This is a genomic window from Franconibacter daqui (assembly GCF_014644275.1).
GTDB classification, from domain to species: Bacteria; Pseudomonadota; Gammaproteobacteria; order Enterobacterales; family Enterobacteriaceae; genus Franconibacter; species Franconibacter pulveris.
Genome location: NZ_BMKJ01000001.1, coordinates 98,193 through 124,156, shown reverse-complemented (window position 1 = coordinate 124,156; position 25,964 = coordinate 98,193). Strand labels below are relative to the sequence as shown.

Annotated in this window: 29 protein-coding genes; 9 read left to right on the top strand and 20 right to left on the bottom strand. The window is 56.6% G+C overall.

Going from position 1 to position 25,964, the window contains the following annotated elements; translation table 11 throughout:
• Positions 1–93: 93 nt before the first annotated feature.
• From IEX01_RS00595 to IEX01_RS00580, 4 genes are all read right to left on the bottom strand, one after another.
• A complete protein-coding gene (locus IEX01_RS00595) occupies positions 94–489 on the bottom strand; it encodes a VOC family protein (RefSeq protein WP_024557782.1) in 396 nt (131 codons plus the stop codon).
• Positions 490–586: 97 nt separating this feature from the next.
• Complete coding sequence (gene lpxP, locus IEX01_RS00590; protein ID WP_024557781.1) at positions 587–1,510, bottom strand: kdo(2)-lipid IV(A) palmitoleoyltransferase; 924 nt, start codon at positions 1,508–1,510, stop codon at positions 587–589.
• 457 nt (positions 1,511–1,967) lie between these two features.
• On the bottom strand, positions 1,968–2,144 hold the full coding sequence (locus tag IEX01_RS00585) for a hypothetical protein (protein ID WP_167541506.1): 177 nt from the start codon (positions 2,142–2,144) through the stop codon (positions 1,968–1,970).
• 57 nt (positions 2,145–2,201) lie between these two features.
• Entirely contained in the window at positions 2,202–2,705 is a 504-nt protein-coding gene (locus tag IEX01_RS00580; protein WP_188723091.1) for a P-loop nucleotide/nucleoside kinase family protein, read from the bottom strand.
• A 593-nt stretch (positions 2,706–3,298) separates the two neighbouring features.
• Here IEX01_RS00580 and cspE point away from each other — a divergent pair.
• Positions 3,299–3,511, top strand: coding sequence for a transcription antiterminator/RNA stability regulator CspE (gene cspE, locus IEX01_RS00575; protein ID WP_024557779.1), 213 nt, complete (start codon positions 3,299–3,301; stop codon positions 3,509–3,511).
• Between the two features lie 283 nt (positions 3,512–3,794).
• Positions 3,795–3,950 (top strand): hypothetical protein, encoded by a 156-nt coding sequence (locus tag IEX01_RS00570; RefSeq protein WP_175306411.1) that lies wholly within the window; start codon positions 3,795–3,797, stop codon positions 3,948–3,950.
• 71 nt (positions 3,951–4,021) lie between these two features.
• Here IEX01_RS00570 and IEX01_RS00565 read toward each other — a convergent pair whose 3' ends face one another.
• The gene (locus IEX01_RS00565) at positions 4,022–4,984 is read right to left on the bottom strand and encodes a chemotaxis protein (protein WP_048887285.1); all 963 of its coding nucleotides are present in this window, start codon (positions 4,982–4,984) and stop codon (positions 4,022–4,024) included.
• Between the two features lie 316 nt (positions 4,985–5,300).
• Here IEX01_RS00565 and IEX01_RS00560 point away from each other — a divergent pair, with 316 nt between their 5' ends.
• The 4 genes from IEX01_RS00560 (at position 5,301) to fdnI (ending at position 10,246) form a co-directional block, all read left to right on the top strand.
• A complete protein-coding gene (locus IEX01_RS00560) occupies positions 5,301–5,471 on the top strand; it encodes a hypothetical protein (protein WP_154663426.1) in 171 nt (56 codons plus the stop codon).
• Between the two features lie 188 nt (positions 5,472–5,659).
• Positions 5,660–8,707: a formate dehydrogenase-N subunit alpha gene (gene fdnG / locus IEX01_RS00555; protein ID WP_188723090.1), complete on the top strand. Its 3,048-nt coding sequence runs from the start codon at positions 5,660–5,662 to the stop codon at positions 8,705–8,707.
• Positions 8,708–8,718: 11 nt separating this feature from the next.
• Positions 8,719–9,600, top strand: a complete 882-nt coding sequence (gene fdxH / locus IEX01_RS00550; protein ID WP_188723089.1) for a formate dehydrogenase subunit beta — start codon at positions 8,719–8,721, stop codon at positions 9,598–9,600.
• Positions 9,593–10,246, top strand: coding sequence for a formate dehydrogenase-N subunit gamma (gene fdnI, locus IEX01_RS00545; protein ID WP_024557774.1), 654 nt, complete (start codon positions 9,593–9,595; stop codon positions 10,244–10,246). Before fdxH ends, fdnI begins: the two co-directional genes overlap by 8 nt.
• A 50-nt stretch (positions 10,247–10,296) precedes the next feature.
• Here the strand turns inward: fdnI and IEX01_RS00540 are convergent, their stop codons facing one another.
• Complete coding sequence (locus tag IEX01_RS00540; RefSeq protein ID WP_229701795.1) at positions 10,297–10,716, bottom strand: hypothetical protein; 420 nt, start codon at positions 10,714–10,716, stop codon at positions 10,297–10,299.
• Positions 10,717–11,017: 301 nt separating this feature from the next.
• Between IEX01_RS00540 and IEX01_RS00535 the strand changes: the two genes are divergently transcribed.
• On the top strand, positions 11,018–11,209 hold the full coding sequence (locus IEX01_RS00535) for a toxin-antitoxin system HicB family antitoxin (protein ID WP_024557772.1): 192 nt from the start codon (positions 11,018–11,020) through the stop codon (positions 11,207–11,209).
• A 9-nt stretch (positions 11,210–11,218) separates the two neighbouring features.
• On the opposite strand, the gene IEX01_RS00530 is transcribed toward IEX01_RS00535, so the two are convergent.
• From IEX01_RS00530 to IEX01_RS00490, 9 genes are all read right to left on the bottom strand, one after another.
• Entirely contained in the window at positions 11,219–12,064 is an 846-nt protein-coding gene (locus tag IEX01_RS00530; RefSeq protein ID WP_188723087.1) for an HNH endonuclease, read from the bottom strand.
• A 343-nt stretch (positions 12,065–12,407) separates the two neighbouring features.
• The gene (locus IEX01_RS00525; RefSeq protein WP_188723086.1) at positions 12,408–12,566 is read right to left on the bottom strand and encodes a Hok/Gef family protein; all 159 of its coding nucleotides are present in this window, start codon (positions 12,564–12,566) and stop codon (positions 12,408–12,410) included.
• A gap of 340 nt (positions 12,567–12,906) precedes the next feature.
• A complete protein-coding gene (gene tnpA / locus IEX01_RS00520) occupies positions 12,907–13,344 on the bottom strand; it encodes an IS200/IS605 family transposase (RefSeq protein WP_188723085.1) in 438 nt (145 codons plus the stop codon).
• 163 nt (positions 13,345–13,507) lie between these two features.
• On the bottom strand, positions 13,508–15,697 hold the full coding sequence (gene fhuE / locus IEX01_RS00515; protein ID WP_188723084.1) for a ferric-rhodotorulic acid/ferric-coprogen receptor FhuE: 2,190 nt from the start codon (positions 15,695–15,697) through the stop codon (positions 13,508–13,510).
• A gap of 277 nt (positions 15,698–15,974) precedes the next feature.
• On the bottom strand, positions 15,975–16,382 hold the full coding sequence (locus tag IEX01_RS00510) for a DUF2000 family protein (protein ID WP_024559874.1): 408 nt from the start codon (positions 16,380–16,382) through the stop codon (positions 15,975–15,977).
• A gap of 113 nt (positions 16,383–16,495) precedes the next feature.
• Positions 16,496–17,347, bottom strand: a complete 852-nt coding sequence (locus tag IEX01_RS00505; RefSeq protein ID WP_024559873.1) for an AraC family transcriptional regulator — start codon at positions 17,345–17,347, stop codon at positions 16,496–16,498.
• A gap of 112 nt (positions 17,348–17,459) precedes the next feature.
• The gene (gene agp, locus IEX01_RS00500) at positions 17,460–18,695 is read right to left on the bottom strand and encodes a bifunctional glucose-1-phosphatase/inositol phosphatase (RefSeq protein WP_188723083.1); all 1,236 of its coding nucleotides are present in this window, start codon (positions 18,693–18,695) and stop codon (positions 17,460–17,462) included.
• Between the two features lie 115 nt (positions 18,696–18,810).
• Entirely contained in the window at positions 18,811–19,257 is a 447-nt protein-coding gene (locus IEX01_RS00495) for a GNAT family N-acetyltransferase (RefSeq protein WP_188723082.1), read from the bottom strand.
• A gap of 17 nt (positions 19,258–19,274) precedes the next feature.
• Entirely contained in the window at positions 19,275–19,877 is a 603-nt protein-coding gene (locus tag IEX01_RS00490) for a helix-turn-helix domain-containing protein (RefSeq protein WP_024557765.1), read from the bottom strand.
• A 43-nt stretch (positions 19,878–19,920) separates the two neighbouring features.
• Between IEX01_RS00490 and IEX01_RS00485 the strand changes: the two genes are divergently transcribed.
• Positions 19,921–20,607, top strand: a complete 687-nt coding sequence (locus tag IEX01_RS00485; RefSeq protein WP_188723081.1) for a B3/B4 domain-containing protein — start codon at positions 19,921–19,923, stop codon at positions 20,605–20,607.
• Between the two features lie 82 nt (positions 20,608–20,689).
• Positions 20,690–21,556 carry a class A beta-lactamase gene (gene bla, locus IEX01_RS00480; protein WP_188723080.1) on the top strand — a complete coding sequence of 289 codons (867 nt, stop codon included), beginning with the start codon at positions 20,690–20,692 and terminating at the stop codon, positions 21,554–21,556.
• 58 nt (positions 21,557–21,614) lie between these two features.
• Here the strand turns inward: bla and IEX01_RS00475 are convergent, their stop codons facing one another.
• From IEX01_RS00475 to opgC, 5 genes are read right to left on the bottom strand one after another with little or no spacing between them, the layout of a single operon-like run.
• The gene (locus tag IEX01_RS00475) at positions 21,615–22,022 is read right to left on the bottom strand and encodes an ATP-binding protein (protein ID WP_229701794.1); all 408 of its coding nucleotides are present in this window, start codon (positions 22,020–22,022) and stop codon (positions 21,615–21,617) included.
• Between the two features lie 16 nt (positions 22,023–22,038).
• Positions 22,039–22,377 carry an STAS domain-containing protein gene (locus IEX01_RS00470; protein WP_024557761.1) on the bottom strand — a complete coding sequence of 113 codons (339 nt, stop codon included), beginning with the start codon at positions 22,375–22,377 and terminating at the stop codon, positions 22,039–22,041.
• A complete protein-coding gene (locus tag IEX01_RS00465; RefSeq protein ID WP_024559868.1) occupies positions 22,374–23,579 on the bottom strand; it encodes a PP2C family protein-serine/threonine phosphatase in 1,206 nt (401 codons plus the stop codon). The genes IEX01_RS00470 and IEX01_RS00465 overlap by 4 nt, the downstream gene beginning before the upstream one ends.
• A 9-nt stretch (positions 23,580–23,588) precedes the next feature.
• On the bottom strand, positions 23,589–24,494 hold the full coding sequence (locus IEX01_RS00460) for a hypothetical protein (RefSeq protein ID WP_188723078.1): 906 nt from the start codon (positions 24,492–24,494) through the stop codon (positions 23,589–23,591).
• 11 nt (positions 24,495–24,505) lie between these two features.
• Positions 24,506–25,729, bottom strand: a complete 1,224-nt coding sequence (gene opgC / locus IEX01_RS00455) for an OpgC domain-containing protein (RefSeq protein ID WP_188723077.1) — start codon at positions 25,727–25,729, stop codon at positions 24,506–24,508.
• Positions 25,730–25,964 lie beyond the last annotated feature (235 nt).

Below are 25,964 nucleotides of genomic sequence, written 5' to 3'. Positions count from 1 at the left end.
TGACATCCGTAAAGCCTGGACGCTATCAGTACAATAAGCCCAGCGGGAGGCGAAAAAAACAGCAGTGGCGGCTCGTTACGACCCCATTCATGATCACTTGCCGTAATACATCCCCTCGAGCTTCATGCCATCCGGATCGAGGAAAAAGACAGCGTAATAGTCAGGATAATATTCACCGGCAGGGTCAACGATAGTCGCCTGCTGCGCCTCCAGCCACTGCTGGAGTTCATCCACTTCGGCGCGGCTGCCAAGGGACCAGGCGTAGTGGTGAAAGCCGGGGTTGCCTTTGCGATAAGGCGTTTCTTTTCCCTGTTCATCGGCCTGGTAAATCCACAGGCGCGTGACCTCATTGCGCCAGCCGATGGCGTTTTCCATTTCGTCCATTATCTCAAAACCCAGGAATTTCATTAGCGGGCCGTAGAAGGCTTTCGAGCGGGCAAAATCGCTGACGGACAGCACCAGATGGTCAACACCGGTTACGCGTGGCATGGGCGGCTCCTTATTTAAGGTAAAAAGTAACTATAGACCGCGGCGCGCGCCCATAAAAAAACCGGCGGCCTGGGCCACCGGTTTAGGGTATATCGCGTTACAGGTAGAGCGACGCTTCGCCCGCCGGGCGGGTCTTGAAGCGGCGGTGGATCCAGAGATACTGCTCCGGCGCGCGCAGGATTTCCCGCTCGATCACTTTGTTCATGTAGCACGCTGCGGCGGCTTCGTCGTTGCGCGGGTAATCTTTCAGCTCCGGCTGGATTATCAGCTGATAACCGCTGCCGTCCGCTTTTCTTATCATCACGATAGAGAGCAGCGCCGCGCCGCTCAGGCGCGAGAGCACGAAGGTGCCTTTGGTGGTGGCCGCGTCGTTCACCGCAAACAGCGGCGCGAAGGTGCTGCCGCGCGGGCCGTAGTCTTGATCCGGCGCGAACCAGACCGCTTCGCCTTTTTTCAGGGCGTTGACCATGCCTTTGAGATCTTTGCGATCGAGCATCGCCTTGTTTGACCGCATGCGTCCGCGGGTTTGCGCCCACTCCAGCGCCGGGTTGTTGTGCGGACGGTACATCGCCATCATCGGCCGACAAAGGCCCATTACGCGCCCGCCCAGCTCCAGCGACATAAAATGCACGCCGATAACAATCACGCCGCGGTTGCCATCAACGGCCTGTTGCAGATTGTGCAACCCTTCAACATCAAACCAGCGCTTGATGCGTTTATCCGACCAGAACCAGGCCATGCCCGTTTCCAGCAGCGCCATGCCGAGCGAGAGGAAGTTATCGGCAATCAGCCGCTCTTTCTCATCGGGTGAAAAATGGGGAAAGCAGAGCTCGAGGTTGCGACGCAGAATTTTCTCGCGTCTTTTCAGCACGGGCCGCGCCTTCGCGCCGAGAAAAGCGCCAAGACGCATCAGCAGCGGATAAGGTAGCTGCACCAGCAGCCAGAGCAGCCCCAGACCGCACCAGGTAAGCCAGTAGCGGGGATGCAGGAGCGATGAAGAGAAGTGTCCGGTTTTGTTCATGATTGACCCTTTATGCCTGTAGCGGTATCGCATAAAGAAACCCTTTCGTTAGCGGTACACTCTGTTTTGTTTGATGTAGACGACAGAAAAAACGTCCGTGCGTGAACCGGCAGTACCCCCTGCGACACGCGGACGCGAAAACATAATGCGCGAATGATAAGTAACCCTGATTAGCTGTTTAAACGTTGCGACGGTCTACGCGACCCGATTTTTTGTCCGCCGTGCGGCGAGAAAAAGGAGGGTTGAGTTGAAAAGACGAGCCACCTGTTTGGGGCGATGGTCAATGAAGCGATATGACTGCGACGATGAGGCCGCCCGTCACCACAGTGGGCTTTCCGCCGGTAAAAAGATAGCGAAATTTTGTAAAGTAAGTGAAGAAATTATGAAGCTCTGCGGGTGAAGCGAAGCGCTGGTTTCACCCGCAAGCGGTCTGTTCTGATTTTAACCTTTCGTGCGGTTAAAAGACGTTCAAATAGTGGTCCAGACCGTAGTAAGCCCAGTAGAGCGCGGAAGCGCCGACATAGGCCCAGCATCCCCACCAGGCTATCGGCTCGCGGTCCGTTTTGGCGCGGGGAAGAAAGGCGAACAGATAACACACCGCTGCGATCAGGGCGACAAAGTAAAAGAACTTCATAACACCGCTCCTTATGTCCCAAAGACTTAAGTTTTCAGGATAGACAGCTTTGGCGGGTTACGCCTGCGGCGGCGTGTGGCGGACAATGTTAAACCCTTCACCCGGAGCGGGGGCAGTAAAGTAGCGGGTGATCAGAGTAAACTGGGCGTCGGTGGCGGCGAAATCATGCGTTCCCGCTTCGTTGCGGGCGTGCAGCCGCGCCTTGCACAGCGCTTCCGGCACATCCAGATAATGCAGCTGATGCGCCGCGCCGCTCGCCTCGATGACCTGCTTCATCCAGGCGCGGTTTTCCACCGTATTGGCGGGAAAATCGAGCACCACCGACACGCCTGCGCGCAGCAGCGACGTCAGGTGCGGCTGCATCGCCTCCCGAAGCCTTGCGGCATAACGAACGTAATCGGCAACGCTTTGCATCTCCTCGCCATAAAGACGGGCGAGCCAGGCGTCTTCGCTGACGAGCACGGTGCCGGTCTTGTCGGCAAGCGTGGCGGCAAGCGTCGATTTTCCTGAGGCGATTTTGCCGCACAGCAGATGCAGTACGGGCGTGGATGTAACGGACATAGCGACCTCGCGCAGTGAATTTCAGTCACCCGATAATAAAGCGCCTGCGCTCTTGCGCCAGCCCCGCAAACGGGTGGGTTTTTGCGCTTTTGCCCGCCGGCGGAAAATAAAAAAGTAAGACGGTTTCTACGCCCGATTTTTTACTTAAGGTTACCCGCCTCGCTTTAAAAAAGCGTGCGTAAGGTTATCTGAAAACCAGCGGAAAATTCGAAGCGCTGGCAGCACATTATTTTACAAAACAAATTTCATTATTTTTCTCACCGCTGCGCTTATAAGGAATAAATAAAACCGTGCATGCCTATTCGCCGTTCCGTTTCTTGTTTTACCGTTGTTGACGCTTCTGGCCATACGGCCGTCCGGGCGCTTATGCGTTTAAAATAAACATTGCTTAATTAATTTTTCCATGTCTTAATAGCGTCATCGGTTTGGAAAACAGACCTTATGAAAGCAGTTTTAGTAAAGCAGTCCTCAGTTCAAGTGTTATCCCCAGATACCCTTCTTCATGAGTCTTCTCCTAAGCGCCTAATAAGTAACGCTCTGCATAACAGGCCATCATCGCCGCCCTGAGTGGCTCATTAATTAAGGAAGTATCTATGTCTGGTAAAATGACTGGTTTAGTAAAATGGTTTAATTCCGATAAAGGTTTTGGCTTTATCACGCCGAATGACGGCAGCAAAGATGTATTTGTACATTTTTCTGCAATCCAGAGCGATAATTACAAAACGCTGGATGAAGGTCAGCAGGTTTCTTTCACCATTGAAAATGGTGCTAAAGGCCCGGCAGCCGCCAACGTTACCGCGCTGTAATAAGCGTGAGTTATCGCCGACGCTTACGATAGCGATGAAGGCAATGACCTGAGCAGTGAAGCGTTGCGATAATCAATAAACCCGCCCCGAGCGGGTTTTTTATTATCCAAAATTTGTCTTGCCACGGTTTTAAATATTTCTGTCGCCTGCCCGGCCTGTTTACCTTGATAAAAATATTTGCAGCGAATGCCTACCCGTTCAGGTAGTTTAAAAAGGATGTTGTAACTAAGAAAGAAAAAACACGCTATGCTGTTTCTTTTCTGCTGCCGGAGCCTGAACGCGTATGTCCGCCTTTTCTCTTATCGCCATTCCGCTTTTTCTTTGCGGGATGATTATGCTGTTGCTGGCCGCCACGTTCAAAAAACGCGGTTTTCTTAGCTCGGGGGTGGCTCTGACATCTTCTTCGGTGGTTTTCGCCACACTCGGCATGACGCTTTAGCGGCATGAAAAAGCCCCTTTCGGGGCTGTGTTTATTACGGCTTCAGACACACGCTAACTGCGTCTGGTCGCTTACGCGCTTTTCAGCACCTGTTGAATGGCGGAAGAGAGTTCGTTAATTTCGAATTTCGCCACGTAAGCGTTGGCGCCCACTTTGCGCACGTGTTCTTCGTTGGCGCTGCCGGAAAGCGAGGAGTGGATAACCACCGGAATATGCTGCAACCGCGCGTCGCGCTTGATGTTGCGCGTGAGCGTAAAGCCGTCCATTTCCGGCATTTCCAGGTCGGTCAGCACCAGCGCGATTTTATCGTCGATCGACTTACCTTCCGCCTGCGCCTCGTCGGCCATGATTTTAATTCTTTCCCACGCCTCTTTGCCGGTGGTGTGCAGCAGCGCCGGAATGCCCATCTGTTTAAGCCCCTGCTCGAGCATGGTGCGCGCCACTTTAGAGTCTTCCGCCACGATGGCGACCGCGCCGGGCTTGAGGTTGAAGCTCTTCATGCGCGCCTCTTCCGCCTGCGGGCCGCGCGAAGCCGGGATGATGTCATAGAGAATTTGCTCAACGTCCAGCACCAGCGCGAGGTTGTTGCCCTGCCTGTCGCCATCGATGCAGGCGATGCTGGTAATGTTGCTGCGGCTGCTGACGCCTGCCTCCGCCGTATGCACCTGGCTCCAGTCCAGACGCACAATGTTATCGACAGATTCCACGGCGAACGCCTGGGTGCTGCGGGCATACTCGGTGATAAGCAGCAGATTGAGGCCGGTTTCCGGCTTGCAGCCCGCGATGGCCGGCAGGTCGATAACCGGGATAATCTGGTCGCGAATATTGGCCACGCCGAGCAGCGGCGACTTCATGCCGGCCGCTTTCGTCACGGCGGGCATCGGGATAATTTCGCGAAGCTTGAAAACGTTAATGCCAAACAGCTCCGTTTTGTCTTCCTGCGCGTCTTTCCCCAGACGGAACAGTAAAAGCTCAAACTTATTCGATAAGGCGAGGTTCGCCCTCTCATCAATCTCTTTCTGAAAATTGTCCATCTTTGCCTCTAAGCCATGTCAGGGAAGTACGCTCGCGAACCGAAAGCCGCAGGTCGCCTGTAAGGGTTATCGGCAGAGAAAAGAAAAAGCACAGGGAGATTTTTCGCCAGGTGATGTTTATCACGCTAACACCTGAATAACGATAAAACGTCGCGGCGTTTTTTTTAAGCGAAGCAGCAAAAGGGGACTATTCTTAGAACAAGCAGTAGAAATAAATAAGCCGTTTAATGACCCTCGCCAGAATAACGCGAAGCCAGCCCGCCATTTAGTTTTTTTGTATAAACCCTGAGCCAGAAATAAACATAAGGTCCGGAACATGAAAACGCTGCTGATAGCCTTAATCACGATACTGGCTGGCTGCACCACCACCACGACCACCCTGCCCGTACCGCACAGCAAAGCCGACTGCGAAACCACCGGCATTGGCGGTGACGCCTGTCACCTCACGCCATCGCCGCCTGCACTGCCGCCTGCCGCAGATAAATAAAGCTAACGCCAAAGCGTTAACAGGCCTGATAAAGCGGCAACCTGGTACGAGTTATCTTTCTGATTTTAGCCTACTTATTAATAGGTAATTTCCGCGAAATGTCCTGCCGCCTTGATTTCACGCAATAATCCCCTGCCCTGGGTTGCTATTTTCCCCCGCCGTAAATGGTCATAAAAAATGGGGATAAAATGAACGTCAGCCGCAGAAAGTTTTTTAAACTCTGCGCCGGCGGAATGGCAGGCACAACAGCGGCGATGCTCGGCTTTGCTCCGCAACCGGCGCTGGCGGAAGTGCGCGATTATAAATTGCTGCGCGCGAAAGAGACCCGCAACACCTGTACTTACTGTTCCGTAGGGTGTGGATTATTGATGTACAGCCTGGGCGACGGCGCGAAAAACGCCGCCTCCAGCATTTTTCATATTGAAGGGGACCCGGACCACCCGGTCAGCCGCGGCGCGCTCTGCCCGAAAGGCGCGGGGCTGCTCGACTACATTCACAGCGAAAGCCGCCTGCGCTACCCGCAATACCGCGCGCCAGGTTCCGACAAATGGCAGCGCATCAGCTGGCAAGAGGCGTTTGAGCGCATCGCCCGCCTGATGAAAACCGACCGCGACGCCAACTTTATGGAGCGCAACGCCGCCGGCGTGACCGTCAACCGCTGGCTCTCTACCGGCATGCTCTGCGCCTCGGCGGCCAGTAACGAAACCGGCATGCTCACCCAGAAATTTGTCCGCTCGCTTGGCATGCTGGCGGTGGATAACCAGGCGCGCGTCTGACACGGACCAACGGTAGCAAGTCTTGCTCCAACATTTGGTCGCGGTGCGATGACCAACCACTGGGTCGATATCAAAAACGCCAACGTGGTGATGGTGATGGGCGGCAACGCTGCGGAAGCTCACCCGGTCGGTTTTCGCTGGGCGATGGAAGCCAAAAACAACAACGACGCCACGCTGATTGTGGTGGACCCGCGCTTTACCCGCACCGCGTCGGTGGCGGATATCTATGCGCCCATCCGCTCCGGTACGGACATTACGTTCCTCTCCGGCGTGCTGCTTTATCTGATAACCCACAATAAAATCAACGCGGAATACGTTAAGCACTACACCAATGCGTCGCTGCTGGTGCGCGAAGACTTCAACTTTGAAGATGGCCTGTTCAGCGGCTACGACGAAGCTAAGCGTCAGTATGATAAGACCTCCTGGAACTACCAGTTCGACGAGAACGGCTTTGCGAAGCGCGACGAGACGCTGAGCCACCCGCGCTGCGTCTGGAACCTGCTGAAAGCGCACGTCTCGCGCTATACGCCGGAGGTAGTGGAAAATATTTGCGGCACGCCGCGCGCCGATTTCCTGAAGGTGTGCGAGGCGCTCGCCTCCACCAGCGCCGCCAACCGCACCGCCACGTTCCTCTACGCGCTCGGCTGGACGCAACACACCGTCGGCGCGCAGAACATCCGCACCATGGCGATGATCCAGCTGCTGCTCGGCAACATGGGCATGGCGGGCGGCGGCGTGAACGCGCTGCGCGGCCACTCCAACATCCAGGGGCTGACCGACCTGGGGCTGCTTTCCACCAGCCTGCCGGGCTACCTGACATTGCCTTGCGAGAAGCACACCACGCCTGAAAGCTACCTTGCAGCCAACACGCCGAAAGCGACGCTGCCAGGCCAGGTGAACTACTGGAGCAACTACCCGAAGTTCTACATCAGCCTGATGAAAGCGTTTTACGGCGACGCCGCGCAGAAAGAGAACGGCTGGGGCTTTGACTGGCTGCCGAAGTGGGACGTCGCTTACGACGTGCTGAAGTACTTCGACATGATGGACCGCGGCCTGGTCAACGGCTATATCTGCCAGGGCTTCAACCCGGTGGCGTCGTTCCCGGATAAAAACAAGGTGGTGGCGAGCCTCAGCAAGCTCAAATACCTGGTGGTGATCGACCCGCTGGTGACCGAGACGTCCAACTTCTGGCAAAACCACGGCGAGATGAACGACGTTGACCCGTCCGCCATTCAGACCGAGGTGTTCCGCCTGCCCTCCACCTGCTTCGCCGAAGAAGACGGCTCTATCGCCAACTCCGGACGCTGGCTGCAATGGCACTGGAAAGGGGCGGACGCGCCGGGCGAAGCGCGCAACGACGGCGAGATCCTGGCCGGGCTTTACCAGCGTCTGCGCGAGCTGTACCGCACCGAAGGCGGCAAAGGCGTCGAGCCGCTGCTGAAGATGCGCTGGGATTACAAACAGCCCGATAAACCGGAAGCAGAAGAGATCGCTAAAGAGAACAACGGCTACGCGCTGGAGGATCTCTATGACCAGAACGGCGTGCTGCTTGCGAAGAAAGGCGAGCTGCTGAGCTCGTTCGCGCTGCTTCGCGACGACGGCGCCACCGCGTCGGCCTGCTGGATCTACGCCGGAAGCTGGACCGCCCAGGGAAACCAGATGGCGAACCGCGACAACAGCGACCCGTCCGGACTTGGCAACACGCTGGGCTGGGCCTGGGCCTGGCCGCTCAACCGCCGCGTTATCTACAACCGCGCCTCGGCGGACCCGCAGGGCAAGCCCTGGGACCCGAAACGGGTGCTTATCGAGTGGAACGGCGCGAAGTGGGTCGGCAACGATGTGCCGGACTTCAACACCTCGGCGCCAGGCAGCGGCGCCGGGCCGTTCATCATGCAGCCGGAAGGTTTAGGCCGCCTGTTCGCCCTCGACAAGCTCGCCGACGGGCCGTTCCCGGAACACTACGAGCCGTTCGAGACGCCGCTTGGCACCAACCCGCTGCACCCGAACGTGGTTTCAAGCCCGGTGGCGCGCCTCTTTGCAGCGGACGCGAAGCGTATGGGCAACCATAAGGCGTTCCCGTATGTCGGCACCACCTATCGTCTGACCGAACATTTCCACACCTGGACGAAACATTCGCGCCTCAACGCGATTGCGCAGCCGGAGCAGTTTGTGGAAATCAGCGAACAGCTTGCGAAAGCGAAAGGCATCAGGAACGGCGACAGCGTGAAGGTGAGCAGCAAGCGCGGCTTTATTCGCGCGAAAGCGGTGGTGACGCCGCGCCTGCAAACGCTGAAGGTGGCGGGCCGCGAGGTAGAAACCATCGGCATTCCGCTGCACTGGGGCTTTGAAGGCACGGCGCGCAAGGGCTATCTCGCCAACACTCTGACGCCATCGGTGGGCGACGCCAACTCGCAAACGCCAGAGTACAAGGCGTTTCTGGTCAACATTGAGAAGGCGTAGGGAGCGAACTTATGTCCATGCAATCTCAGGATATTATCAAACGCTCGGCGACCAACAGCTTCACGCCCCCACCGCGAGGGCGCGATGATAAAGAGCACGTCGCCAAGCTTATCGACGTCACCAGCTGTATCGGCTGCAAGGCGTGCCAGGTCGCCTGCTCGGAGTGGAACGACATTCGCGACGAGGTGGGGCATTGCGTCGGGGTGTATGACAACCCCGCCGATCTCAGCGCCAAATCCTGGACGCTGATGCGCTTTAGCGAGACGCGCCAGAACGGCAAGCTGGAGTGGCTCATCCGCAAGGATGGCTGCATGCACTGCGAAGACCCCGGTTGCCTGAAGGCCTGCCCTTCCGCCGGGGCCATCATCCAGTACGCCAACGGCATCGTCGACTTTCAGTCGGAGCACTGCATCGGCTGCGGCTACTGCATCGCCGGCTGCCCGTTCCACATTCCGCGCCTTAACAAAGAGGATAACCGCGTTTACAAATGCACGCTGTGCGTGGACCGCGTGACCGTAGGCCAGGAGCCCGCCTGCGTGAAAACCTGCCCCACCGGCGCTATCCGCTTCGGCACCAAAAGGACGATGCTGGAGAAGGCCGAAGCGCGGGTTGAAACGCTTAAGGCGCGCGGCTACCCGAACGCGGGTCTTTATAACCCGCAGGGCGTTGGCGGCACGCACGTGATGTATGTGCTGCACCACGCCGACCAGCCGGCGCTGTATCACGGCTTGCCGAACGATCCGCAGATTGATACGCCCATCAGCCTGTGGAAAGGGATCCTTAAGCCGCTGTCGGCGGCGGGCTTTATCGCCACCTTCGCCGGGCTGATTTTCCACTACGTTGGCGTGGGCCCGAACGAAGAGACGGATGACGAGGAGGAAGAGCATGAGTAAACGCAAAATGATTGTCAGGACGACCTTCATCGACCGCGCCTGCCACTGGACGGTGGTGATTTGCTTCTTCCTGGTGGCGCTCTCCGGCATCGCGCTCTTTTTCCCGACGCTGCAATGGCTGACGGAGACCTTCGGCACGCCGCAGATGGGGCGTATTCTGCACCCGTTCTTTGGCGTGCTGATTTTCTTCGCGCTGATGTTTATGTTTGTGCGCTTCGTGCATCACAACATTCCGGATAAACACGATTTGCCGTGGCTGAAAGGGATTGTCGAGGTGCTGAAGGGCAACGAGCATAAGGTGGCGGACGTCGGTAAATATAACGCCGGGCAGAAGATGATGTTCTGGAGCATCATGAGCATGATTTTTGTGCTGCTGGTAACCGGCGTGATTATCTGGCGGCCTTATTTCGCCGACTTTTTCCCGATCAAGGTGGTGCGCTACAGCCTGCTTATCCACGCAACCGCCGCCATTGTGCTTATCCACGCCATTCTGATTCATATGTATATGGCATTCTGGGTGAAAGGCTCCATCAAGGGGATGATTGTCGGCAAGGTCAGCCGCCGCTGGGCGCAGAAGCATCACCCGCGCTGGTATCGCGCCATTCTCGCGAAAGAGGCGAAAAAGGAGAGCACCGAGGGGCTTTAGGGCCCGGTGCGCTGAAGTAAAAAAAGCCGGGGAAACCCGGCCTTTTTATTTTAATGAGCAGGATGAACAAGCTGCCCGGTGCAGTCTTCGTAGCCGCGTTCGGTCAGTACGAAGCAGGGTTCTTTAATGAAGTCGCACAGGTGGCAGACCAGGTCAAACAACAGGCCGGTGAGCGGCTTCGCCAGTTCCGGCGTTAAGGCGCGGCTCAACAGTGCCATGTTCAGCGCCCGGCAGTAGCCTGCCAGAATCGGCTCTTCGCTGCCAAGGCACAGGGGAAGCTCCGGGGAAAGTTCGCTTGCAGTGAGCGACGGGTAAAGATGCGCCGGGATGGGCCGCTCCAGCGCCGCCGACAGCGCGTCCAGCGCACAGGCGAGCCTTCCCGCAAACGCCAGAGAAAGCGAGTCATCGTGGCATTCCAGCAGCTCGCTCACCAGTTTCTCGCTCAGCGTGGCGAGGTGGAAGAAATCCATTTCTGACGTTATCGCACCCTCGCGGAGCGTTGTCTCGTTCAGGAAATCCGGCATGGGCGGAACAGGAGAACTGACGGCGGACAGCCGCGCCGTATTCCGCGGATGAAGTTTGGGAAAAGGGTAATCAAATTCAGGGCGAGCGTATGTGTTACTATTGGCGGTAGCCATAGCTGTTACTCCGTATAACAGATTGTGGTCAGACGCTCCGGTTGTGGTGGTGCACACCGGAGCGTTGCTTTCGGTTACGTTCGGTTTTATCGTACGTACGTAACGACACCCATCATCTTTATTACGTACGTACATGTCAACGATCAAACGAGACAAAAGCCCTAAAGGAACCGGCTGGTCCCCTACCTTTCAGATTCGGATTACCCCGGAGCTGAAAGCGCAGTTTGAAGAGGCTGCCAAAGCGCAGGGCATGAGCCTTGGCAACTGGTTTAAAAACCTGGGGCGGGAAGAGCTGAAGAAATTAGGTATTGAGCCGAAAGGGTAATGCAGGCATTTAAGAAATTTTGGTAACTGTTAGTCTGGGTACTTTTATATATATGGCTTTTACCAGGTCATGGCGGTTGTCACTATGATGAAATGCTCTGTGGCAATTCGGGCATACCGCTATGCAGTTCTCCGTTGTATCTGCTCCCCCATCGGCCAGTGGGATGACATGATGAACTTCAAGAAAAGGAATACCGTCAGGTGTTTTAAACGGAGCAGTAGAACCACAACATTCACATTTTCCCTCACTCTTTTTTAAGACCCATGCTTTTACTTTTGGATCACGATAATAAGTCGTTTGGTTTATAAATTTCTTTTCAGGATTACTGAAGCCTTTGGGCTTTTCAAGCTCCTGAAGATATAATGCAGCCACCTCTTTCTCGTAATCCCTGTCTGCGTTTAGATAAATATTTTTTTCATTAAGTACAATAGACTCCCAAAACAGGCGACTAGCATTTTTGCAAACAAAAAGGATTCTTTTAGTTCTGTTTCCTGTTGGCTTTTCATTCATAAGGTTGTTTCCACTTCCAAACAGCCCCTGAACTTTTCCTATTGCCGCACGCGCTTCTTTTCCTGAAAAACATTCTATATTTATACAGTTATTATTATCAATTTTTATTCTTCTGGCTTCAATGTCCGGCATTATTTTCTTTAGAAGAGACGTTACTAAATATGCTTCAATAGTTTTTACGCCGGACTTTTTTAAACGTTCGATTATAAGCTCTACAGCTTTATTATAATCCCTGTTACGATCTTTCGGTCCCCAGGACTCAATCACTAAACCAAACATCCCCTCTTCGGCTAAAATTTTAACTTCTGAATTCAGCTCATTCCCAAAATCATCAATAACGTTCATTATAATCTCTTTTATTACAATCAATGAAAATAGATTATAATTTAAACAAACAGCATTTTAAATAAAAGATATTTTAATGTTGTCTTGCTTTTTGTTCTGTAAGCGGCCTTCTGACATTAACGGCCAAAACAGCTTCATTCTTTTATTCAAAACCACTTTACTGTTTTATGCTTTGCCTGAACCCTTCACATCATTCCCCTTATCCTGACGTTCCCCGACTCATCAAACCCTCTCGTCACAAGAAAGCAAAAGGGCTGCCAGCCTGAACTGACAGCCCGTTTAAAGGCGCTCGCGGTATGCTGACCCATCCTGTAAAAGCGGGGTCGCCCCCGCTTTCGGGTTGCTACTTACCGGATTCGTAAGCCATAAGCGCAACAACCTCCCTGAATCCGTCCTTATAGTGAACACCGCAGAGCGGGTTTCGCAGCAGGAAAACGAGTAATAACAGCGTTACACAGGCCATTAATGCTCGTAAGATCCGGGGGTTATGCGGCAGCTTCATAGCGTTGTCTCCTTGCCTTTCGGCGGGTAAGAGGCTACTCTGGATGTGTCGAGCATGCAGAGTAGGCCTCGTTGGTTAATAAAAGACCTTCGGGGCTTTCTTCTTTCTGCCTCAACACTATCCGCACTTCTGCCGACGGCCTGAAGCAAAAAGCCTCAAGCGCCACCGCTATCATACTCTCCCGGCTCGTTGATACCTTACACAAAACCGCCCTGTTCGCCCGCTGCTTTTTCTGAAAAATATCTATTACAGCAATAAGTTACAGGAAGTAAAAAACCACCTCCAGAGGAGGTGGCTTTAAAGTGAGCCCCCTGAAAGGGGGCCGCTGCTAACCGGTTGATTAGTTCTGTAGTAACTCCATCTGCATGTCGAGTTCCTGTTCCTTTTTGTCCTGATGCCTCACATATCGCCGGATAATCTCTTCGTTCACACCAACCGTATCCACAAAGTATCCTCGCACCCAGAAATGATTGCCCCACAACTTCTTTCTTATGTGCGGGAACCTGTTATAGAGCCTTATTGCACTGCGCCCTTTCAGAACACCCATGAGCGTTGAAATAGAGAGTTTGGGCGGTACGATAACCACCAGATGAACATGGTCAGGCTGAATATTCAGTTCCAGCACTTCGCAGTCCTTGATGTTGCACAGAATATAGATTGTCCGGTACAACTCCTTACCAATCTTGTCCGTCAGGATCTTGAAACGATACTTGGGTGTCCAGACGATATGATATTTGCAGCGCCAGAATACATGTGATGAACTTCTGTAAAGGCCCATGTTGGTTTTTCCCTCTTACTTGTGGTGAGTAAGGAGAAATATTCCGGCATGGGCTTTCTTCAGGCTATAGCCTTACAGGGACAATCACCACCTCCTCAGGAGGTGGTTTAGGGCTGACAATAAAAAAGGAGGCCGCAGCCTCCTTTTTATATGAACCGCTCAATCAGAAGCTGTAGGTACCGCTGACGGAGAAGTTACGCGGCGCGCCGTATACGCCATATGTGCCCAGGTAGTTGTAATACTCTTTGTCGAACAGGTTATTGAGGTTCGCCTGCAGCGCAAAGTTTTTGGTGACCTGGTAGCGGCTGAAGAGATCGACCACCGCGTAGCTGCCCTGGGTGATGCGCTCATCGCCGTTCGGGCCGGCGACGTCACGCCAGGTTTTGTTCTGCCAGTTCACGCCGCCGCCCACGGCCAGCGCCGGCAGCATCGGCAGCTGATAACGGGTGAAGAGCTTCAGCGTAGTGCGCGGCTGGTCCGGGTTGACCGCCGTGCCGTTGTTCTCTTCCGCCACATAGCGGGTAGCGCCAAAGGTGAGCTGCCAGTTGTCGGTGAGCGCGCCGTTCAGCTCGAACTCCACCCCGCGGCTGACCGCATCCACAGACTCATACGCTTCCTGACCGCCGCTGTTCGGGATGTACTCGCCGGTGCCGACCGGCACCCCTTTCTGCTCGGTGCGGAAGACCGCAAGCGTGGTGGTCAACGCCGTGTTGTTCCAGTCCGCCTTCAGCCCCGCTTCGTAGCTGCGGCCTTTGGTCGGGTCAAGGAATTCGCTGTTAATGTCGCGCTGTTCCGTCGGCTGGAAGATTGAGGTGTAGCTGGCGTAAGCCGACCAGGTGTCGTTGATATCGTAAACCAAGCCCGCGTACGGGGTCACATCATCGAACTGGCTGTTGCGGATCTCATCCGGCTTGCGCTCGAGGTTGTACTGCGCGCTCCAGTCGGTATAACGCGCGCCGACGATCAGGTGCAGCGGGTCTGCCAGCGAAAACCGCGCAGAAGCGTAAAGCGATTTCTGACGGATGGTGTCGCGGCTGTAGAGCGCCCAGTCGGTCCACTGCGGGTCCGCCAGCTGGCTGCCGTCATTGTAGGCGTTGCCAATCGGAATGATGCCCGCGCTCGGGTAAGAGTTATCGTAGTTGTTGCGCTGACGGCTGTAGCTGCCGCCGACCATGATTTCATGCTGACGCTCAAACAGTTCAAAGCCGCCGCGTACGAAGGCATCCACCGCATCCTGCTTGCGGTTGCCGCGGTTCCAGCCGCCCCACGCGCCCTGATACGCCGCCGGGTCCATATAGCCGGTGGAGCGTTCCGGGTAGCCATCCCAGTACATCAGCTTGCTGTCGAAGTTGGTTTCGGTGTGCATCGCGTTAACGCGCGCTTCCCAGCCGTCGCCGAAGCGCTGCACCAGGTTGGCAAAGACTTTGCGGGAATCGTTATCGGAATAGGCCCAGCCCGCCGCCGGGTTGAACTCGCGGTCGTAATGGGTGCGGCTGCCGTCGCTGTACCAGGTCGGCCAGCCGCCCCAGGTCGGGCTGTCTTCGCTGCTTTCCTGGTAGTCGTAACCGAGCGAGAGCGTGGTGGTGTCGGTCAGGTCCGCATCTACGATGCCGTAGAGGAATTTTTTGCGGTAGTGGTTGCGGTCAAGCCAGGTGTCGTTGTCCTGATAACCGGCAATAACGCGCCCGCGCACGTTGCCCGATTCGGTGAGCGGCGATTGCAGGTCCAGCACATAGCGCTGCTTATCCCAACTGCCGTACGTGGCGGAGGCCGAGCCCTGGAACTCGCGGCTGTCGGCGTGCTTGCGCACGAGGTTGATGTAGGCGGACGGGTTGCCGGTGCCGCTCATCAGCCCCGCCGCGCCGCGCACCACTTCCACGCGGTCATAAATGGCGGAATCAAGCGCGGTATCGCCGAAGTTCCAGCGGTCGCTGACCGTGGTCGGCAAGTCTTCGTAAGCGTAGTTGTTGATGAAGAAACCGCGCGCGTAGAAAGTGGTGCGGTTGCTGTCGATGGTATTGGTGGTAATGCCCGTGGTGTTGCTCAGCACCTCGCCCACCGAGTCGAGATCCTGGTCCTTGATGCGCTGCTGGCTGATAACGCTGACGGACTGCGGAATATCGCGCGGCACCAGCAACAGCTTAGTGCCGGTGGTGGTGGTTTTCACGCTGTAATCGGTTGAGCCGTCGGCAGCGGCCGGGGCGTTGCTTTCCACCACGACGGTGTCTTCGGTTTTGATTTCAGCGGCCTTCGCGGCTGCAGGCAGCAGCGCTAAAGCGATGCTGGCCGCCAGTAGCGAGGGCGCAACGGCAGGCTGAGCCTGCACCTTCCTGGAGCGAATAGTGAAAGACATCATTAACCTTTTTAGTATTTGAAATGATGACGCGCCGCCAGCGCAACGGCGATAAGCGCGTATGTAGTCGTTTTTATGCAAAAATTGCGCATGAAAATAAGAATGAGAAATATACTCATTTGGTTTAATGATGTAAATGCGTGAGACAGAATGTGTACAGCGAAGCGCAAAGGTTCACAAAAAATCGGTAAGCAAGGAGTATCGAGAAAGGAGCGTTGCCGGGCGGCCTGATGCCGCGTTTTGTAATGCCCGGCGGAGTCCCGCCAGGCCCACGCGTTTAATGGTGCAGCGATAAGCCCTTGATGGCTTTATCCACCGCTTTTTTCGGCCCGCGCAGGGCCAGCCCCACCAGATTTAAGTTGTCGGCGTCTTCCGCCATAAAGACCTCCCGGTTGGCGGCGTCATGGCCCGTTGAAAACATGGCGAAAACATAAGGCACCAGCGTCAGCTCCCGCTCAACCCCTACCCGGTGCGCCTTTTGCAGGCCCGCAAGGTCGCCTTCAAACACCAGCACAGGTTGGCCAAGCATATTGCCGTACTGGCGGCCTTTGGCATCAACATAAGGCTCTCCCATCGCGTCGGGCGCGGCGGAAGCCACGCCCGTCGCCAGAAAGGCCACAACGTTCAGACGCTGCCAGACGGCCAGATCGTCACGGACAATAATCGCTACTTTGGTATCAAACATCAGGTTCTCCGGATTCATGGACGGCAAAAGCCCATCATCGGAATTCTGACAGGGTCAAATCTAGAACGTTTGTGCAGGAAGGAAACCGCAACGCGTGCGCAGGGCGTGACGGTTCACTGCGCGTTCGCGCACTGGCGCTGATAGGCCGCAGGCGTTAGCCGGTAAGCGCGCTGAAACCAGCGCCCCAGGTGGCTCTGGTCGGCAAAGCCCACCTGCGTCGCCACCAGCGCAGGCTTAAAACCCTGCGCCAGCAGCGTGCGCGCCGTGCGCAGCCTTAAGCGCACAAGGTAAGTGTGAGGCGATAAGCCGAACGCTTTTTTAAACTCGCGGGTCAGCCGAAAGCGGTCGACGCCGGCGTAGCGGGAAAGCTCGTCAAGGCCGATGTCCAGCGCCATGCCGTCATGCAGATAGTCGCGCACCCGCAGCATCTGGCTGGCGGCGTCGCTGTAAACCGACTGCGGCCGGGTACAGATATGCTTTGAGAGCAGCGCCAGCAGGTGATCGAGCGTCTGGTCGCGGGCGAGCCGCCCTTCGCCATGGTGGATAGCCGCAAAGGCCTGCACGATGGCGTTATTGAGAAAGCTGTCGTCGGTAAGGGTATATTTGAACGCCGCCTGTAGCGCAGACACGTCGCCCAGCCCGCGCCGGGCCAGTTTTTCCGCCACCCACGCCTGCGGCAGGTAGAGCATCAGGTAGGTAAAACCTTCCGCGTGCGGGGCGTGGCCGTCATGCACCGCGCCAGGCTCGATGAGAATCGCCCTGCCGGGCGTACTGGTGTGCAGCGAGCGGTTGCAATTAAAGCGCTGAAGCCCCTGCTGCGTAACGCCGACCAGGATTTCATCATGGTCGTGCGGGTCGTACGCGTGGCCGCAAAAATGGGCATGCACGCTCTCTATTCCGGTTTCCCCGTCGCGCTGCAGGTGGATCCAGTCCCGGCTTGCGCCCTGTTGCCCGCCCGTTTTCATATGCTATGCCCCGCCTTTTAAAAAACGCTGAACAGGAAGTATCCGCATTTGTGGGGCTTCATGCAAAACGAGAGGGGAAAAAAGCGCGGAAGGGGTTCCGCGCTCTGAGGGATTATCGCTGCGCCTGCTTCATGACTTCTTCGAATTTCTCCCACGGGCAGAAACCGTTAGCGTCGGTCGGGCAGCCGTTCAGCTCAAGCGTCACGCGCTGAGGCGGGCTTGCCAGCGAAAGCGGCGTGGCGTTGCGAAGCTGTTCGGTGCTCTGGTAGACATACTCCACCTTCATCAGGTTCTTGTTGTTTTTTTCGTCGTGCCAGCGCTGGAAAACAATCTTCCCGCCAATCGGCGTGCGCTCGTACTGGTCGTGAAGTTGATAAGGCTTGAAATCAAGCGCCGTCAGCAGCGAGGCGATATTGGAGTCATGCCCCACCAGCACCGTCACCGGCGCGCGTGTTTTGTTCTCCACCAGCGCGCCGTTGATATATTTCACCAGCGGCGCCGCCACGTTGCGCGCCACCTCCGGCGAGGTGAAAAGCGTATCCTGGTAGCCGTTTTTCAGGGCGGAAAGCTGCCGCCACTGTTCTGGCGTTTTGATCTCCCCCCACGCGACCTGGTCTTGCGGGAAGCCTTCGTAATACTGAAGCGTAAAGGCGTCCGCCAGCGAGTTGCCCACCTTCAGCGGCCCGGAAACGCCCGGCTCTTCGCCCGCGTTGGCTTTAAAACTGTCTTTGCCGTTAGCCAGGTCGCACTGCTGCTTCTCCTTGCAGGAGGCGGAGTCTTTGTAGTCGGTCACCTGCTCAAGCAGCTTATAGCTTTCGTCCAGCGCATAGTTTGCACGCTGCTTTTCCATCGCCTGCACGGCCTGCTGGTTGAAGGCGCTCTCTTTGTTGGTGATAACCGGGTTGAAGGTCGGGTCCATCTTGCCCATCGCCGCCTGATGATGAACGGTGATGTCGCAGCCGGGGAAAGCGCCGTTAGTAAAGAACTGCGCGGTGGCTACGGTACGCTGAAGGCTGTTGGCGTACACGTAAACGCTCGCCGGCTGCGGGCATTCGTTCTCTTTAATAAGCCCCTGCTGCGCCAGCCATTCGCGCATATAGTGGCCCATATAGACTTCGAGCACGCCGCCTTTGGTGGTCAGCTCGCCGCCAGGCACGTCCCACTGCGGCCACTGCCGGGTGGTGGATTGCTCCAGCACGCTGCCGTTATTGGCAAGCGGCGCGCGCAGGTTGTGGCGGCTCATCATCAGTACCTGTTGAAGCTGGTATCCCTCCGGCGCGTCCTGCGTCTGCGCCAGTGCGTTGACGGATAAAGCGCTAATAAGCAAAGCGAGTGTTAAACGGGTCATGCAGGCTCCTTTTTTGTAAGTAAAGTCACCCGAGAGTATGACGTTTTTGTGACACCCCGCCGTTACCGCGCTCCCATTTAGCCAGACGAAGATCGTATTGATGCGAAATAAGGGCTTAGCGTTGATAAATATCCGGTCGCGCTATCTGCCAGACAAAGTCCGGCGTGTTTACCGCCTTATACCCGACCTTTTCATAAAGCCAGGCGGCGGTAGAGGTCACGAGCATGATGCGTCGCAGTTTCGCCATTAGCGGATGGGACTGGCAGCATTCAATCAGCCACAACCCCAAGCCGCCGCCCTGATGCTCCTCCAGCACATACACGTCGCACAGATAGCCGAAGGTGGCGAAGTCGGTCACAAGCCTGGCGAAACCTATCTGCGTCTCGTCAGCAAACAGGCCAAAGCAGAGGCTGTTCGCCACCGACAACCGCACGGTCTCTTTATCAATGCCCTCCGCCCAGGAGGAGCGGGTGAGATAAGCGTGGATAGCGTCAATATCGAGCCGCGTTTTATCGGTCGTGATGCAAAAACGCTCGCGACGCCAGTGAAGCGGTGCGGTCATGTTTATCCTCAGGTTGCTTATCGTTGCAGTTCCGCCACCGTCATAGTGAAGCTCAGCGGCTCGTTGTTTTCATTGGCATATTCATGGGGAACGTCGGTACGCGCCACCGCTGCGCTCCCCTGCGTAAGCGCTGTGCGAACGCCGTCGACAATCAGCGTCAGCGTGCCCTGCTCCACGTGAAAAAGCTCAAACGTGCCCTGCGGATGGCCTGGCGAAGCGAACCGCTCGCCGGGCGGCAGGCTCCAGCGCCAGAGCTCAACCATATCCGGCCCGCTGCTCCCTGCCAGCAGCCGCGCCGCGCCACCCTTCTCGCCCGTCCACAGCACGGGAATATCCGCCTCGTCGATCACGTGCACGTTCGGTTTGCTGGCGACATCCACCATCTCCGCCACCGAAACGCCCATCGCCGCCGCCACTTTACAAAGAATGGCGATACTGGGATTGGCCATTCCCTTTTCCAGCTCCACCAGCATCCCTTTGCTGACGCCCGCACGGTGTGAGAGCGCATCCAGGGTGAGTTTCTGCTGTTTGCGCCAGGCTTTAATGCGCAGGGCCACCGCCTCGCTGACCGACTGCACGTCGGCGCCGGTTTCAGTCAGTATATTGACTTTATTGGTCACTAGTCACTACCATGAAATAAATTAGTCATTACAGGATTATCAAATGGTCGCCATTACGCCGTCAATCGATCCCCGTGTTACCGCCTTGGCGCCCGGCTTTCGCGCGTTGAGTATTGCTGTGCAGGCCGCGCCTGTGGTTAACCCGCAGGCAGGCGAAGCCGCGCTTGCCCTGGCCTGCCGGCAGGTGCTGGCCAACGACGCCGCGTGGGCGCAGGCGCACCTGGATGCCTGGGCCCAGGTGTTCCGCCAGTTTGGCGCAAAACCGAACCGCACGCCCTGCTCCGCCGAAGCGCTGCGCAAACGCGTGTTAAAAGAGGGCTCGCTGCCCGCTATCGATCCGGTTGTCGATTTATACAACGCCGTCAGCCTTCGCTACGCCATTCCGGTGGGTGGAGAGAATGCCGCCGCCTACGTCGGACAGCCGCGCCTGACCCTCGCCGATGGCCGCGAGCGCTTCGACACCCTGAAAGCCGGCGAGCCCGTTGTTGAATCGCCGGAGCCGGGCGAGGTTATCTGGCGCGATGACGAAGGGGTGACCTGCCGCCGCTGGAACTGGCGCCAGGGCGTACGCACCCGCCTCGGCGTGGAAGCGCAACAGATGTGGTTTATTCTGGAAAGCCTGCCCGCGATGCCGCTGGAAGCGCTTCATGAAGCTGGCAGCGCGCTCACCGAAGGGCTGCGGCAGATGATGCCGGGCGCGCAAATCGCTACCACGCTGATTGAAGGCTAAGCAACGCCGCGCGGTGGCGCTGAGCCCTTTTCGGCGGCTATACTCGCCCTGCCCCTGAATACGCTCATTAAAAGGACTGATAATGCTGATAAAAGGTGTAGTACGGCTGCTGGCCGCCGCCGCGTTAGGGAGCGCCACGCTCAGCCACGCCGTCGATTTATCACAGCTGACCGCCGCCGCGCAGCAGGAAGAGAAAACGCTCAACGCCCGTATCGGCGTTGCGGTGCTGGACACCGCCACCGGCAAAACCGCCAGCTACCGGGGCGATGAACGCTTCCCGTTGAACAGCACCCATAAGGCGCTGCTGTGCGGCGCGCTGCTAAAGCAGGCGGACGAGAAAAAAGTCAGCCTCACCGAGGCGGTACGATTCGATAAATCCCGGCTGGTGGAATACTCGCCGGTGACCGAAAAGCACACCGCCCCGCAATCCATGAACTGGCTGCAACTGTGCAGCGCGGCAGTCAGCTACAGCGACAACACCGCCGCCAACCTCATCAGCCAGAAAGTGGGCGGGCCACAGGGCGTCAACGCGTTTTTACGCGCCAACGGCGACAAGACAACGCGCCTTGACCGCGTTGAGCCGGCGCTGAACGAAGCCCGACCCGGCGACGAGCGCGACACCACCACCCCGCAAGCGATAAGCCGGACGCTGCAAACGCTGCTGCTTGGCGATGCGCTGTCCGAAGCGTCGCGTAAACAGCTCACCCGCTGGATGATGGACGATAAAGTCGCCGACGCGCTGCTGCGCCAATCGCTGCCAAAGGGCTGGACGATCGCCGATAAAACTGGCGCGGGCGGCTACGGCTCGCGCTCGATTATCAGCATGGTCTGGCCGGAAAAAGGCGCGCCGCTGGTGGTCGCCATTTATATCACCCAAACTGACGCTTCGCTCTCGCAGAGCAACGCCGCCATCGCCCGCCTCGGCCGCATCATTTTCCAGCAACATTAAGGCCCTTGCGGGCCTGTTGCCGCCGCTCAGCGCGCCGCCCAGCAGAACCGGGGCCTCTTTAATAATCGGTGCGCTTAATCAGGGTGGTGTGGTTTTCGCCATCCTGCCGCGCAATGTTGAACTCATCCACACTCAGCAGAATAAGCATCACGCCCCGGCCGCTTTCCAGATCCATTTCGCTGTCGCTGCCGATTTTGTTCCACGCCCTCTGGATGGCGCCTTCCGGCATCGGCGCGCCGCGGTCGGTAAACTCTACGCGCACTTCGTCAGGCTGGCGCTCGAAAGCCACACTAAAAACGCAGTCGCTCTGCTCGTTCAGCGCGTGACGAATAATGTTCGCCGCCGCTTCGCACACGGCGAGATCGAGCGCATAGCGCCACGCGTCGTCCACCGGTAAAGGCGCCATGTGTTGCGCTAACCACTGCGCGATGTCGGGCAGCGTGCTTAAGGCTGCCGGAAACGTCACAGAACCGTTCATAACGTTACGGATTAAAACGGGACAGCGCCGAGGCGCGGTCGGGGCTGATGGTAAATATCCGGTCCATTCTGGTCAGCGCGAACATATTTTTAATACCGGGATTCAGCGCGCAGACCACCAGTTCGCCTTTGCCGTTCATCATCTTGAGCAGCGAAACCAGCGTGCCGAGGCAGCTGCTGTCGATAAAATCGACCCGGGTAAAGTCGATAATCACCGATTTCGGCTCCGCGTTGATTTCACGCGCAACGCCATCCCGAAACGCGGCGGAAACCGAGGCGTCAAGGCGTCTTACCGCCGGCGTCAACACGTTGACGGCGGGGTGGCGTTCGATTTCGATATTCATTGGGCAACTCCTCTGCGTTCAATAATCAGCAATGACACATCGTCAGTCATCGTTCCGCTGTGGCGGCCCGCGTCGCTGCGCCAGTGGACCAGTTGCTCGCCAAAGCGCGGCAACAGCGCTTCTACCGTAAACCCGGCATGCTGCTGCAGCCACGCTTGCAGCCGGGCCTGGCCAAACTGCTCGCCCGCCGGGTTTTCACATTCGGTAATGCCGTCGCTGAACAGGCATAGCCGTTCGCCCTCATTGAGGGTAAAGGCGGTATCCTCCCACGCCAGGTGCGAAAACAGCCCCACCGGTGCGCCGCCGTTGCCGGTCTCTTTTGCTTCGCCGGTCGGGGTCACGATAAAGGGGGTGGGATGCCCCGCCTGACACAACCGCCCTTCCCCGCTGCGCAGGTCGATGACGCCGTAAATCATGGTGAAATAGCTGACGATGTCCGGCTCTTCGCTACAGAACCTCTCGTTCAGCATGCGCACCACTTCCGCAGGCGACGTCACGCCGCCCTGCTCGTCAAACAAGAAACGCTCCACCACGCGCCCGTGTAAAAATTGCCGCGCCACAGCGAGGGACATCATCGCCGCGCCAACGCCATGCCCCGCCACGTCGACAAAATAGAACCCCAGATGGTTATCGAGCGCAAACACGTTAAAGATATCGCCCGACACCCAGGCGGAGGGCAAAAACAGCCAGTCGGCGAAATAGTCCTGATAGCGCAGCCGGTGCGACGGCAGCACCGACTGCTGCAGCCGCGCGGCAGCCTGCAAATCTTGCTCTATCTGCCCTAACGCTTCGCTTAACCGCGTGTTATGCGCGGCCAGGCTTGCTTCAAGCTCAAGAATGCGGATGCCCGCGTGCAGCCGCGCCCGCAGTTCGCTCTGGTTCACCGGCTTGCTGAGAAAATCGTCGGCGCCCGCGTCAAAGCCTTCGGTGAGATCGTCGGCGCTCTCGCGGGCGGTGAGCAAAATGATGTAAACATAGTGGCCAAATTGCCGCTCGCGAATGGCGCGACAAAGCGTCAGCCCGTCCATTACCGGCATCTCCCAGTCGCTGATGACCATGTTGACGGCGGTCTGCGCGAGGATGTTCAGCGCCGCTTCGCCATTCTCCGCCTCGCTGACCTGATAGCCCCATTGCGCCAGCATTTTCGCCAGCAGGCGGCGGTAGACCAGCGAGTCATCCACAATCAGTACATGTTGCGACATCGCAGCTCCTTAAAGCGGTAAATACCAGATAAGGCTGACCGTGCCTTCGCGGAATTTGGCGTTGCCATTCTGATGGCCCGGAAAGCGCGTGCCGGCATAATTGGCGTATTGAACAGAGAACGAACCGGGCGTATAGCCCGCGTAGCCGAAGCTGTAGCTGTAGTCGCCGTTCCAGGGCTGTTGCTGGCTGCGGTCGGGATACCAGAAGGCGGTGGCGCGAATAAAAAAGTGCTGCTTAAAGGTGTAGCCGCAGCCGCCCAGCAAGACGTTTTTATTTTTCTTCAGGCCGTTACTTTCAACGTCATAGTAGCGAGGCACCCAGCTGTAGCCCGCCTGGCAGATAAGGGAATCGCCTTTGTTAATCAGCAGATGCTTTTCCAGCGGCTTCGGCAGCGAAAATTTATAAGCAAGCGTAACCGCGCCCTGCTCAAAGTAAGTGCGCCTGTCGTTGCCGGAAGGCCAGAAGTGGTTATCGCCATAGTTGCTGTAAACCAGGCTTACCGTGTTGGCGTGCCAGTCGTCATAGCCGAAGCTGTAGCGAAAATCCGTGGTGTAGCGGCTGGTATCGGTGACCGGCATGCGCGTGGTGATATTGGCGAACCAGTAGCTGTAAGGCGAGTATTGCAGACTCAGGTTCAGGGTCTGATTGATCTTCTTTTTCTGTTCGGCGCTGTGTGAGCTGTTCGGAATCGTTATCCACTGCTCTTTCAGGCCGGAACTGAAGCTTAACGCGCCGGAAAACGGCTTATCATTGCCGGAAAAAAGCCGTCCCCAGCGGCTGGTGAAGACCCCCGCCTGCACCGGCTCGCCCTGGCTGTCCCGCAGGGTTTCGTCATGGTTTGTCTGCGTTTGCGCCGCATACGCGGCGGGCGTCGCACTCAGCAAAACGCCTGCCAGCAAGACCTTTTCCCGCATCCTCTTTTCCCTCAGTTGGGTATCCAGCGCGCGCCGACGTCATATTTCGCCATTAACCACAGCACGCCCAGCGCCACAGCGTGTACCAGGGTGTTGGTGAACCAGGCTTCGCGCCATAAATCAAAAGTGACCACCTGGCTTACCGCCAGCACCACGTACACATGCAAAATAAAGGTGTAAAGCGAATGCTGCCCCAGCGGGATAAAGAACCAGCCGGCAGCGCGCCAGAGCGGCGTCCAGCAATAAGTGAGCAGTAAATAGACCGCCACCATCAGGCTGATGTCGTTCAGCACCCGCACCGGGCCAAGACCGTTTTTCGCAGCCCAGGTGTGGTAAAACGCGTTGAAATCCGCAGGCGAAATAACGTGCATCAGCAAAGCGGGCGGCATAAACGGGTTGGTGTGGTTTTGCGCCACAAACGCGAGCGCCAGCGCGATAACCACCAGCACGCCCACCGTGATTTTGCCCGGCGGGGTGCGGGCAAGCGACAGCAACTCCTGCTTGTACCAGCCGCAGGTCATGCCGATAACATAGATAAACTGCCAGGCGAGCAGCGGAAAGGCGAACTCAAACTCTGAAACGGTGACGCGCACCGGCAAGCGTTGCCAGAGACAATAGACCGCCAGCGACCCGGCGAGCAGCCAGGCCGCTTTGCGCTTTATCAATAGCCATAAAAAGAGCGGGCTGACCAACAGCAGGCAAATATAAAGCCCCAGAATTTGCGTCTGGTGCGGGCCGATTTGCAAATAGAGCACAATGTTAAACCACGTCTCTTTAATTTGCGGCGTGGTGGGAAAAAGCGCCCAGGCGGTGCCGGAATAACGATCGGTAAAATGCGTTACCTCAAAAGTATTAATAAACGGCAGGTGCGATAACAGATAAATAGAAAGTATGATGATGATATTTACCTGATATATTTTCCACGCCCGCTGCCAGAGCCCCCAGGATACCGTCAATAAATATGCTTTTTGCAAACGCTGGCGGTTTAGCATTCCCAACATAAAACCTGAAAGAATGACAAACCCTTCCGCCCCGGTGGTTAAACCAAAACGCTCCCAGGTAAATATATTAAATACCGACATCACCTCGGTATGCGCCACCACCATCATCACCAGCGCGATGCCGCGCATAAAATCGATGCGCAAATCGCGTTTATCCGCCAGAGAATAACGCCAGGCCGCTGATTTCAGCAGCCTTTCTTTCGCAGGCGAAGGTGCAGTCTGGCTTATGGACATGGCGATCAGCAGGCCTCAAAAAAACGATGCGGGATATAATTTAATAGCTTAGTTCGCTTTTAACGGCAAAATTCGCGCTGTTTTAAAAAGAGAAAATATATCCTTTAGCACTACTAACCATAAAATAAAGCAGAACTGAAGATTCAAATTCATTAGCGTTTCTGGAAAGTTAACGGCGGCCATCTACACTCACTATTAGGTTTATTTTCATCAGGTTTATTAAACACGGACAGGC

Bases quoted from the DNA above. Each gene is read 5' to 3' on its own strand.
- IEX01_RS00595 (WP_024557782.1), bottom strand. From the start codon at position 489: ATGCCACGCGTAACCGGTGTTGACCATCTGGTGCTGTCCGTCAGCGAT.
- lpxP (WP_024557781.1), bottom strand. From the start codon at position 1,510: ATGAACAAAACCGGACACTTCTCTTCATCGCTCCTGCATCCCCGCTAC.
- IEX01_RS00585 (WP_167541506.1), bottom strand. From the start codon at position 2,144: ATGAAGTTCTTTTACTTTGTCGCCCTGATCGCAGCGGTGTGTTATCTG.
- IEX01_RS00580 (WP_188723091.1), bottom strand. From the start codon at position 2,705: ATGTCCGTTACATCCACGCCCGTACTGCATCTGCTGTGCGGCAAAATC.
- cspE (WP_024557779.1), top strand. From the start codon at position 3,299: ATGTCTGGTAAAATGACTGGTTTAGTAAAATGGTTTAATTCCGATAAA.
- IEX01_RS00570 (WP_175306411.1), top strand. From the start codon at position 3,795: ATGTCCGCCTTTTCTCTTATCGCCATTCCGCTTTTTCTTTGCGGGATG.
- IEX01_RS00565 (WP_048887285.1), bottom strand. From the start codon at position 4,984: ATGGACAATTTTCAGAAAGAGATTGATGAGAGGGCGAACCTCGCCTTA.
- IEX01_RS00560 (WP_154663426.1), top strand. From the start codon at position 5,301: ATGAAAACGCTGCTGATAGCCTTAATCACGATACTGGCTGGCTGCACC.
- fdxH (WP_188723089.1), top strand. From the start codon at position 8,719: ATGTCCATGCAATCTCAGGATATTATCAAACGCTCGGCGACCAACAGC.
- fdnI (WP_024557774.1), top strand. From the start codon at position 9,593: ATGAGTAAACGCAAAATGATTGTCAGGACGACCTTCATCGACCGCGCC.
- IEX01_RS00540 (WP_229701795.1), bottom strand. From the start codon at position 10,716: ATGGATTTCTTCCACCTCGCCACGCTGAGCGAGAAACTGGTGAGCGAG.
- IEX01_RS00535 (WP_024557772.1), top strand. From the start codon at position 11,018: ATGTCAACGATCAAACGAGACAAAAGCCCTAAAGGAACCGGCTGGTCC.
- IEX01_RS00530 (WP_188723087.1), bottom strand. From the start codon at position 12,064: ATGAACGTTATTGATGATTTTGGGAATGAGCTGAATTCAGAAGTTAAA.
- IEX01_RS00525 (WP_188723086.1), bottom strand. From the start codon at position 12,566: ATGAAGCTGCCGCATAACCCCCGGATCTTACGAGCATTAATGGCCTGT.
- tnpA (WP_188723085.1), bottom strand. From the start codon at position 13,344: ATGGGCCTTTACAGAAGTTCATCACATGTATTCTGGCGCTGCAAATAT.
- fhuE (WP_188723084.1), bottom strand. From the start codon at position 15,697: ATGTCTTTCACTATTCGCTCCAGGAAGGTGCAGGCTCAGCCTGCCGTT.
- IEX01_RS00510 (WP_024559874.1), bottom strand. From the start codon at position 16,382: ATGTTTGATACCAAAGTAGCGATTATTGTCCGTGACGATCTGGCCGTC.
- IEX01_RS00505 (WP_024559873.1), bottom strand. From the start codon at position 17,347: ATGAAAACGGGCGGGCAACAGGGCGCAAGCCGGGACTGGATCCACCTG.
- agp (WP_188723083.1), bottom strand. From the start codon at position 18,695: ATGACCCGTTTAACACTCGCTTTGCTTATTAGCGCTTTATCCGTCAAC.
- IEX01_RS00495 (WP_188723082.1), bottom strand. From the start codon at position 19,257: ATGACCGCACCGCTTCACTGGCGTCGCGAGCGTTTTTGCATCACGACC.
- IEX01_RS00485 (WP_188723081.1), top strand. From the start codon at position 19,921: ATGGTCGCCATTACGCCGTCAATCGATCCCCGTGTTACCGCCTTGGCG.
- bla (WP_188723080.1), top strand. From the start codon at position 20,690: ATGCTGATAAAAGGTGTAGTACGGCTGCTGGCCGCCGCCGCGTTAGGG.
- IEX01_RS00470 (WP_024557761.1), bottom strand. From the start codon at position 22,377: ATGAATATCGAAATCGAACGCCACCCCGCCGTCAACGTGTTGACGCCG.
- IEX01_RS00465 (WP_024559868.1), bottom strand. From the start codon at position 23,579: ATGTCGCAACATGTACTGATTGTGGATGACTCGCTGGTCTACCGCCGC.
- IEX01_RS00460 (WP_188723078.1), bottom strand. From the start codon at position 24,494: ATGCGGGAAAAGGTCTTGCTGGCAGGCGTTTTGCTGAGTGCGACGCCC.
- opgC (WP_188723077.1), bottom strand. From the start codon at position 25,729: ATGTCCATAAGCCAGACTGCACCTTCGCCTGCGAAAGAAAGGCTGCTG.